The sequence below is a fragment of the Streptomyces fumanus genome (assembly GCF_014655295.1).
GTDB lineage: Bacteria > Actinomycetota > Actinomycetes > Streptomycetales > Streptomycetaceae > Streptomyces > Streptomyces fumanus.
On the sequence record NZ_BNBI01000026.1, the window covers coordinates 10718 to 21729 of the forward strand.

General features: G+C 72.5%; 1 protein-coding gene. It reads right to left on the reverse strand.

The features are described 5' to 3' along the window. Nucleotides 1-42: 42 nt before the first annotated feature. Nucleotides 43-10956, reverse strand: coding sequence for a non-ribosomal peptide synthetase (locus IE316_RS34910; RefSeq protein WP_190208594.1), 10914 nt, complete (start codon nt 10954-10956; stop codon nt 43-45). Nucleotides 10957-11012: the final 56 nt, after the last annotated feature.

Genomic DNA, 11012 nt, shown 5'->3' on the forward strand with positions numbered 1-11012 from the left:
CTCAGACCCGCCTGCAACGGACGGTAATCCACGCTCGGTATTTCATCGAGTCTGTCCAAATGACCAGGGACCCGCCTGGTCCGATTCCCCGAGGAATTGCCCTGCGATCTCGTCGATCTGGTCCTGCTCCAGTGAGACGAGTGCGAAGTCGGACGGTGTGTGGCCGGGGCCGTCCTCATCGGTGACGTGTGCGGCGATCCCGGTGAGCATGGCCACCCAGCCGTCGGCCAGCTCGGCCAGCTCGGACTCGGTGAACAGCCCGGAAGGGCAGGTCAGGGCGAGGTCCAGCGCTGATCCGGCCGCTTGGTCGCGGACCAGGGCGCTCGCGTCCAGCTCGTGCGCGGCGGCCGTGTCGGCTTCTGCGGCGCCGCCCAGCGCCGCCTCGCCGACCGGCTGCCAGAGAGTTACGGAATCAGCCTTTCCGGCTTCTTCGGGGGTCGCGTCAATGGCCGTTCGACCCAAGTAGTTGAAGCCGATGCGGGCCGTCGGCAATGCGGCCAGTACCGGGGCGGTGGCCGGATTCAGATAACGCAGAAGACCAAATCCAAGACCGTCACCCGGAACCGCCCTCAATTGTTCCCTGACTCGCTTGAGGAGCAGACCTACCGCTGCCTTCCCCGAGCGTACTCCGAAGAGGTCTGCCGCGCCGATGTCCAACCGTGCAGGGTGTGAACCGGTGAACCAGCCCACGGTCCCGGTGACGTCCAGGTCCGCGGTCAGCGGTTCCCGGCCGTGGTCCTCGATGTCGACCAGCAGCCCGCCGCCCGTGCCCGCGCCGCGCCGGCGCCGCCACTCGGTCACGGCCGCGACCAGACCGGCCAGCAGCACCTCGTCGGTCCCCGTCTGGAAGTCCGCGGGGATCCGGTCCAGCAGCGCCGCGGTGGCCGACTCGGGCAGCGTGCGCGCTGCGCGGTGGGTTCCGGCGGCGACGGTGTCCCGGCGTGGATCCAGCGGACGGCTGCCCAGCACCGGGTTCGGACCGGTGAGCAGCCGCTGCCACTCGGGCAGTTCGTCCACTCTGCGCCGGCTGACGGCCTGTGCCGCCAGATGCCGTGCCCAGTGGCGGAAGGAGGCGCCCGTCCGCGGCAACTCCGTGCCGGGGTCCGCGTACGCGGCGGCCAGGTCCCGGAGCAGGATCCGCCAGGAGACGCCGTCCGTGACGAGGTGGTGTGCCACCAGCAGCAGCCGTCCCGGGGCATCAGGTCCCGCGTCGAACCAGACGGCCCGCAGCATCGCACCCGCCGCCGCGTCGATCTCCGCCACGGCGTCCCAGGACCGTGCGTCCACCAACCGGTCGAACGCTTCCGCGTCCAGCCCGGCGGCGTCGGTCCGCGCGACGGAGGTCGCCTCGGTCGCGGACGGCACCTCCAGCGTCCACGCACCGTCATCGGGAGTGACGAGTCTGGCGCGGAGCATGTCGTGCCGGTCCATGAGGGTGCGCAGCGCCTGTTCCAGCCGCTCCAGGGTGAGATCCGCCGGGGTGCTCACCACCGTCGACTGGCAGAAGGCCCCGGTCAGCGCCGCCGCGCCCGACCGCTCCTTCACCTCAAGCATCCCCGGGGTCAGCGGAACCGTCCCTGTCGCCACGTCCTCGGGCTGCTCCGCCGCCTCGTCCGCCAGCTCCGCCACGCGGGCGAGGGCGGCGGGGGTGCGGTGTTCGAACACCTGCCGCGCTGTGATCACGACGCCGGCACTGCGGGCCTTGGACACGACCAAGATCGACATCACGGAGTCGCCGCCGAGGGTGAAGAAGGAGTCCTCGGCGCCGACCCGTTCGAGACCGAGGACTTCGGCGAACAGGCCGCAGAGGAGTTCCTCGGTGGGGGTGGCGGGGGCACGGCTGGCCGTCCGGCCCGCCAGGCCCGGGGCGGGCAGGGCAGCCCGGTCGAGCTTGCCGTTCCTGGTCAGCGGGATGGCATCGAGCGTCACGAACGCCGACGGCACCATGTACTCCGGCAGGCGCTCGGTCACCCACTCCCGCAGCGCCGGTTCGTCCGCCTCGCCGACGACGTAGGCGACCAGCCGCTTGACGCCCGGTTGGTCCTCGCGGGCGATCACCGCCGCCTGCCGGACACCAGCATGCGCGCTCAGTACGGCCTCGACCTCGGCCGGTTCGATCCGGAAACCCCGGATCTTGACCTGCTCGTCAGCCCGGCCGACGAACTCCAGCACACCGTCCTTGCTCCAGCGAGCCAGGTCCCCCGTGCGGTACATCCGACCTGACTCCTCGAACGGGCAAGCCACGAACCGCTCCGCGCTCAGCCCCGGACGGCCCGCATACCCGCGCGCCACACCCTCGCCCGCGACATACAACTCACCTGCCACACCCGGCGCCACCGGACGCAGGAACTCATCCAGGACGTAGGTACGGGTGTTGTCCATCGGGCGACCGATCGGCACCGCCGCGGGGATCTCGTCCCCCGCCGTGAAGGGCAAGTGCGTCGTGAACGCCGTGTTCTCCGTCGGCCCGTACGTCGTGCGCACCACAAGGTCCGGGTGGGCCGCGAGCAGGGCCCGGATCGCCGACGCGGACACCACGTCACCGCCCGTGGACACCTCCCGCACCCCGGCGAAGATCTCCGGCGACTGCTCCGCCAGCACCCGGAACAACCCCGCCGTCGCGTGCACGTTCGTCACACCGTGCTCGGCGATCAGCGCACCACGCTCGGCCGCGTCGATGTCACCCGCCGGCGCCACCACCAACCGGCCGCCGCGCAACAACGGCACCCAGATCTCGTACGTCGAGGCATCGAAGGCATGGTTCGCCTGGAACAGCACGCACTCGACCACTTCGTCGGTCCAGGCCCTGTCCTGGCAGAACGCCACCACATTGCGGTGCGTGACCGCCACGCCCTTCGGCACCCCGGACGAACCAGAGGTGTACATCACGTACGCCAAAGCCTCCGACGGCACCCTGACACCCGGGTCGGCATCCACCGGCTCGAACACATCGGCATCGGTGAGAACCACCGACACCCCCGCCTCAGCCGCGATCGCCTCCCGCCGCACCTCCGGCAGACCAGGGTCCAGGGGCACATACGCCGCCCCCGCCTTCAACACCCCCAGCAACACCGGAATCAGCTCCGCCGACCGCTCCAACCGCACCCCCACCAGCGACTCCGGACCGACACCCCGCTCGATGAGCCCGTACGCCACACCGTTCGCCCGAGCATTCACCTCCGCATACGTCCACGACACCCCCCGCCCCACCACCGCCACCGCGCCCGGCGTCCGCCCCACCTGCGCCTCGAACAACTCCACCAACGACCCACCCGGCACCACCCGCCGAGTGTCGTTCCACTCCCGCACCACCAGCCGCCGTTCCGCGTCCGAGACCACCTCGACGCCCCCGACCCGCACCCCCGGATCCACCGCCACCTGCTCCAACACCCGAACTAAACGAGCCGCCAGCCCCCTGGCCGTCGCCTCGTCGAACAGGTCGACCGCGTACTGGATCACACCGGCGATACCGGCAGCCGCTCCGTCCCCGTGCCGGTACTCCAGGTGGACCGACAGGTCGAACTTGGCGACCGCTGTCGCACCCCCGGTCATCGGGGTCACGTCGAGGCCGGGCAGTGTCCACGGCTCGCCCTGGCCCTCCGCGTCGTCGACCGCGAGCATGACCTGGAAGAGGGGGTGGCGGGACAGGGAGCGGGCCGGGTTCAGGTCTTCCACCAGCCGCTCGAACGGCACGTCCTGGTGGGCGTACGCGGCCAGGTCGGTCTCCCGCACCCGCCCCAGCAACTCGGCGAACGACGGATCACCACTGACATCCGTACGCAGCACCAGCGTATTGACGAAGAACCCGACCATGCTCTCGACCGCGGCCTCATTGCGGCCCGCCACCGCCGTGCCGAGCGGAATGTCCGTACCCGCGCCCACCTTCGACAGCAGCACCGCCAGCGCGGCCTGCGCCACCATGAACATCGTCACGCCGTGCCGCCGCGCCAGCTCCGACAACAGCGCGTGCGTCTCGGCGTCCACCTCGACGGGCACCGCGCTGCCCCGGAAGGACGACGCCGACGGCCGGGGCCGGTCGGCGGGCAGGGGCAGTTCCTCGGGGATGCCCGCCAATGCCGTACGCCAGTAGCCGAGTTGTTGGCTGATCACGCTGTCGGTGTCCTGGAGGTCGCCCAGCGCTTCGCGTTGCCACAGCGCGTAGTCCGCGTACTGGACCGGCAGCGGCTCCCACTCGGGGGCCCTACCGGCGCACCGTGCCGCGTACGCCTCCCCGAGGTCACGGGCGAGTACGCCCATGGACACGCCGTCGACGGCGATGTGGTGCGCGACGATCACCAGCACCGACTCGACCGGGGACACCGTCAGCAGCCGTACCCGCCAGGGCAGTTCCGCCGTGAGGTCGAATCCGCGCCCGGTCTCGTCGGCGATGATCTGTGCCACGTCCGTTTCCGTGGCCGGCTCGGTGCGCAGGGGCGGGCGGTCCCCGGTGATCTCCTGGCGGGGTGTGCCGTGGGACTCGGGGAAGACGGTGCGCAGGCTCTCGTGCCGGTCGGCGAGGTCGCCGAGTGCCGCCTCCAGGGCCGGCACGTCCAGGTCGCCGGAGAGCCGGAGGACGGAGGACACGTTGTAGGCGGCGGATCGCTCCGGCTCCTCGAGTTGGTTGAGGAGCCACATCCGCTGCTGTGCGTACGACAGCGGAAGCGCGTCCTGGCGGGCGCGGGGCACGAGGGCGGTCCGCGTGGTGCCGTGGCTCTCCTCGGCGAGGCGGGCCAGGGCCTCGACCGTGGGGGCGGCGAAGAGTTCGCGGATGCCGATCTCGGTGTCCAGCGCGGCGCGGACCCGGGCCAGCAGCCGCATGGCCAGCAGTGAGTCGCCGCCGAGGTCGAAGAACGAGTCGCTGGCCCCGACCCGGGCCAGCCCCAGGATCTCACCGAAGAGTCCGCACAGGACCTCCTCGGTGGGCGTGCGCGGCGCCCGGCCGCGGGCGAGGCCCGCGAAGTCCGGGGCCGGGAGGGCGGCACGGTCCAGCTTGCCGTTCACGGTGACCGGGAGGGCGTCCATCGGGACGACGGCCGCCGGGACCATGTGCTCCGGCAGTCGCGTCGCCGCGAACGCCCGCAGCTCCGCGCCGTCCACCGGACCGGCACCGGAGCGGGGGACCACGTACGCCACGAGCCGCCGCGTGCCGGATTCCTCGCGGGCGATGACCGCGGCCTGGCCCACCTGGTCGTGGGCGGTCAGCGCGGCCTCGACCTCGCCGGGCTCGACGCGGAAGCCGCGGAGCTGTATCTGGTGGTCGGCGCGGCCGAGGTGCTCCAGCGTCCCGTCGGCCCGGTACCGGGCCAGGTCGCCCGAGCGGTACATGCGGCCACCGGTGAACGGGCAGGCCACGAAGCGCTCGGCGGTCAGTCCCGGCCGGTCCAGGTAGCCCCGCGCGAGGCCGCGGCCGGTCACGTACAGCTCGCCGGTCACGCCGGGCGGTACGGGCCGCAGCCAGTCGTCCAGTACGTGGACGCCGAGGTCGGGGATGGGGCCGCCGATGACGCTGCCGGGCCGGGCGGCGCACAGTTCGGCGTCCAGGGGCTGGTAGGTGACGTGCACGGTCGTCTCGGTGATCCCGTACATGTTCACCAGGACGGGGTCGGGGTGGCGGCGGTACCAGTCGGTCAGCCCTCCCGGTTCGAGGGGCTCGCCGCCGAAGACGACGTAGCGCAGTGCCAGGTCGTCGCGGGGGTGTTCGGCGTCGGCCGCCATGAGCTGCGCGAAGGCCGAGGGGGTCTGGTTGAGGACGGTGACGCGTTCGGCGGCGAGCAGTTCCAGGAACCGGTGCGGCGTGCGGGAGGTCCGGTGGGGTACGACGACGAGGCGGCCGCCGTGCAGCAGCGCGCCCCAGATCTCCCACACCGAGAAGTCGAACGCGTAGGAGTGGAACAGGGTCCAGGTGTCGTCGGGCCCGAATCCGAACCACTGCCGGGTCTCGGTCAGCAGCCGTACCACGTTGGCGTGCGGGATCGTCACGCCCTTCGGGCGGCCGGTCGATCCGGAGGTGTAGATCACGTAGGCGGGATGGCCGGGGCGCAGCGGCGCGCGGCGGTCCGCGTCGGTCGGGGCGGTGGCGGGCCGGGCGGCCAGTGCTGCGGCGGTGGCCGGGGTGTCCCAGACCAGGGTCGTGATGCCCGCCGTGTCCGCCGGTGTGGTCGTCGTGGTGCACAGGACCAGGGACGGTCGCGCGTCGGCCAGCGTGTACGCGATCCGCTCCGCCGGGTAGCCCGGGTCGACGGGGACGTAGGCGGCACCGGCCTTGACGATTCCGAGCAGTGCCGTGACCAGGTCGGCGGACCGTTCCATGACGACCGCGACGCGGCTCTCCGGGCCGATGCCCCGGCCGATCAGCTCGTGGGCGAGCCGGTTCGCGCGGGCGTCCAGTGCGGCGTAGCTGAGGGCGGTGCCGTCGCAGGTCACCGCGGTCGCGGACGGGTCGCGTACCACCCACTGCTCGAACAGCTCCGGCAGGGAGGTCTCGGGGACGGGGCGATCGGCGAGCCGGCGCGTGACCCGGAGCCGTTCCTCGTCATCGAGGATGTCGACCTCGCCGACCGTCACGGCCGGGTCCGCCGCGACCTGCTCCAGCACGCGGACCAGCCGCGCCGCCAGCGCGTGGACGGTCGGCTCGTCGAACAGGTCGGCCGCGTACTGGATGTCGCCGACGAGGCCGGCGGGGGCGCCGTCGGCATCGCGGCGCTCCCCGAGCGTGACCGACAGGTCGAAGCGGGCCGCCGTGCCCTCGTCCGGCGGCACGGCGGTGACCCGTAACCCGGGAAGCCGCAAGGGCTCCTCGCCGCGCGGGATGTTCTGGAAGTTCAGCACCACCTGCACCAGCGGGTGCCGGGCCAGGGAGCGCGGCGGGTTCAGCTCGTCCACGAGGAGTTCGAACGGCAGGTCCTGGTGGGCGTACGCGGCCAGGTCGGTGTCCCGGACGCGGGCCAGCAGTTCGGTGAAGGACGGATCGCCGCCGACATCGGTGCGCAGCACCAGCGTGTTGAGGAAGCAGCCGACCAGGTCTTCCGTCGCCGGGTCGCCGCGCCCGGCGACCACCGTGCCGACCGGGATGTCGCTGCCCGCGCCCATCCGCGCCAGCAGCAGCGCCAGCGCCGCCTGCGCGACCATGAACACGGTGCCGCCGCCCCGCTGCGCCACCGCCGCCAGCCGGGCGTGCGTCCTGGCGTCCACTGCGATCGGCACCGAGCCGCCCCGGAACGACGCCACGGCCGGCCGCGGGCGGTCGGTCGGCAGCGGCAGCTCGTCGGGGAGCCCGGCCAGGGTCTGCCGCCAGTGGCCGAGCTGGCCGGACAGCAGGCTGCCGGGGTCGTCGAGGCCGCCGAGGACCTCGCGTTCCCACAGGGCGTAGTCGGCGTACTGGACGGGCAGCGGCGCCCAGCTCGGCGCGCTGCCGTGCACGCGCGCCGCGTAGGCCGTCCCCAGATCGCTGAGCAGCAGCCCCATGGACCAGCCGTCGACGGCGATGTGGTGCGCGACGATCACCAGCACCGATTCCGTCGGCGACACCGTCAGCAGCCTCGCCCGCCACGGCAGTTCGCTGGACAGGTCGAAGCCGCGGCCCAGCTCCTCGGCGAGGGCCGGGCGCAGCGCCTCCTCGGAGACCTCGTCGGTGCGCAGCCGCGGGCGCCCCTCCGCACCGCTCAGCACCTCCTGGCGCGGCACTCCCTCGTCGTGCGGGTAGCGGGTACGCAGGCTCTCGTGCCGGTCGGCGACATCGCCCAGTGCGGCGTCGAGGGCCGGGACGTCGAGTTCACCGGTCAGCCGCAGGGCGAGCGGCACGTTGTAGCCGGCGCCCGCCCCGGCGGCCTCCAGCCGGTTGAGGAACCACATCCGTTGCTGCGCGTACGACAGCGGCAGGGTCCGCGGACGTTCGACGGGGGCCAGGGCGGCGCGACCGCCGGTCTGCCCGGCCCGCACCAGCCTGCCCAGCTCCGCCACGGTCCGCGCGGTGAACAGCTCGCGGACGCTGACCTCGGCGTCCAGCACCGACCGGACGCGGGCGATGAGCCGCATGGCGAGGAGTGAGTCGCCGCCGAGGTCGAAGAAGGAGTCGTCGGCGCCGACTTGTTCCAGGCCGAGGACCTCGGCGAACAGGCCGCAGAGGATCTCTTCGGTGGGGGTGGCGGGGGCGCGGCCGGTCGTCCGGCCCGCCAGGTCGGGGGCGGGAAGGGCGGCTCGGTCGAGCTTGCCGTTCTTGGTCAGCGGGATCGCGGCTACGGGGACGAAGGCGGCCGGGACCATGTAGTCCGGAAGCCTGTCCGCGACGTACCGGCGAAGCTCCGTTTCGTCCGTCTCGCCGACGACGTACGCCACCAGCCGCTTGACGCCCGGCTGGTCCTCGCGGGCGATCACCGCTGCCTGGACCACGTTCTCGTGGGTGGTCAGGACGGTTTCGACCTCGGCCGGTTCGATCCGGAAGCCACGGATCTTCACCTGCTCGTCAGCCCGGCCGACGAACTCCAGCACACCGTCCTTGCTCCAGCGGGTCAGGTCCCCCGTGCGGTACATCCGGCCTGACTCCTCGAACGGGCAGGCCACGAACCGCTCCGCCGTCAGCCCCGGACGGCCCGCGTACCCGCGCGCCACGCCCTCGCCCGCGAGATACAGCTCACCTGCCACACCCGGCGGCACCGGACGCAGGAACTCATCCAGGACGTAGGTACGGGTGTTGTCCATCGGGCGACCGATCGGCACCGCCGCGGGAATCTCGTCCCCCGCGGTGAACGGCAGTTGCGTCGTAAAGGCCGTGTTCTCGGTCGGCCCGTACGTGGTACGCACCACCAGGTCCGGGTGGGCCGCGAGCAGGGCCCGTATCGCCGACGCGGACACCACGTCACCGCCCGTGGACACCTCCCGTACCCCGGCGAAGATCTCCGGCGACTGCTCCGCCAGCACCCGGAACAACCCCGCCGTCGCGTGCACGTTCGTCACACCGTGCTCCGCGATCAGCGCACCGCGCTCCGACGCCCCGGTGTCGCCCGGCGCGAGCACGACCAGCTTCCCGCCGTGCAGCAGCGGTACCCACAACTCGTACGTCGAGGCATCGAACGCATGGTTCGCCTGGAACAGCACGCACTCGACCACATCCGCACGCCACGCGGCATCCAGGCAGAACGCCACCACATTGCGGTGCGTGACCGCCACACCCTTCGGCACCCCGGTCGAGCCGGAGGTGTACATCACGTACGCCAAAGCCTCCGACGGCACCCTGACACCCGGGTCGGCATCCACCGGCTCGAACACATCGGCATCGGTGAGGACCACCGACACCCCCGCTTCAGCCGCGATCGTCTCCCGCCGCACCTCCGGCAGACCAGGGTCCAGGGGCACATACGCCGCCCCCGCCTTCAACACCCCCAGCAACACCGGCACCAGCTCCGCCGACCGCTCCAACCGCACCCCCACCAGCGACTCCGGACCGACACCCCGCTCAATGAGCCCGTACGCCACACCATTCGCCCGCGCGTTCACCTCCGCATACGTCCACGACACCCCCCGCCCCACCACCGCCACCGCACCCGGCGTCCGCCCCACCTGCGCCTCGAACAGCTCCACCAGCGACCCACCCGGCACCGCCCGACGGGTGTCGTTCCACTCCCGCACCACGAGCCGCCGTTCCGCCGCGCTCAGCAGCTCCACCGTGCCCGTCCGCTGCCGGGGATCGGCGGTGAACTGGGCCAGGACGCTCACCAGGCGGTCCAGCAGCCCCCGCGCCGACTCCTCGTCGAACAGCCCGGGCCGGTAGTCCAGCCGCAGCTCCATGTCGTCCCCCGGTGAGACGACCAGGGTGAGCGGGTAGTGCGACGCGTCGTCGCCGCCCACCTGGGTGATGTTCAGGCCGCCGGGGACGTGTTGCGCCGACGGGTCGCCGGGGAAGTTCTCGTAGACGATCAGCGTGTCGAAGGTGGCGCCCGGTCCGGCGGCGCGCTGGACCTCCGCCAGGCCGAGGTGCTGGTGGGCGAGGAGTCCGGACTGCCGGGACTGCACCTCGGCGAGGGTGTCGGTGAGCGGGCGCGCGGGGTCCAGTGTCACCCGGACCGGGAGGGTGTTGATGAACAGTCCGAGCATGCGCTCGACGCCGGGCAGTTCCGCCGGGCGGCCGGCCACGGTGGCGCCGAACACGACGTCGGTGCGGCCGGTGAGGGTGCCGAGCAATTGTGCCCAGGCGCCCTGGACGACGGTGTTGAGGGTCAGCCCGAGCGTGCGCGCGGTGTCGCGGAGCCGGCCCGCCAGGGCCTGGCCGGTGCGGGTGCTGAGGTGGTGGGGGAGGACGGGGGCCGGGGTGTCCTGGCCGGCGGGGACGAGCAGGGTCGGCTCCGTGATCCCGGCCAGCGCTTCCGCCCACGCGGCGCGTGCGGCGTCCTGGTCCTGGCGGTTCAGCCACGCCAGGTAGTCGCGGTACGAGGCGACCGGTGGCAGGCCGGACGGGTCGCCGCCGGCCGCGTACACCTGGGACAGTTCGTGGAACAGGACGGGCAGGGACCAGCCGTCCAGCACGATGTGGTGCATCGTGACCAGCAGCCGGTACCTGGAGCCGTCCAGGCGGATCAGCAGCAGCCGCAGCAGGGGCGGGACCGCGAGGTCGAAGCCCCGGGCGCGTTCCTCGGTGGCCAGCCGGTCGGCTTCGGCCTCCGCTTCGGGCAGCGGGCGGTCCGACAGGTCCGCCTCCCGCCAGGGCAGGGCCGGGGCGCGGACGATCATCTGGACGGGGGCGCCGGCGCGGCGCCGTGGGAAGGCGGCGCGCAGGTTGGCGTGGCGGCGCAGCAGTGCCTCCCAGGAGGCGCGCAGCACCGCCGGGTCCAGTGGGCCGTCCAGGTGGACGGCGTGCTGGCCCACGTAGACGTCTCGGGCGCGCTCGTCGTACTGGGCGTGGAAGAGCAGGCCCTCTTGGAGGGGCGACAGCGGCCAGACCTCGGCGAGCGCTGAATTGTTCACCGGTGTGTCCTCCGGACGGTGTTCAGGTAGCCAAGTGGTCGGCCGGTCAGTGAGGT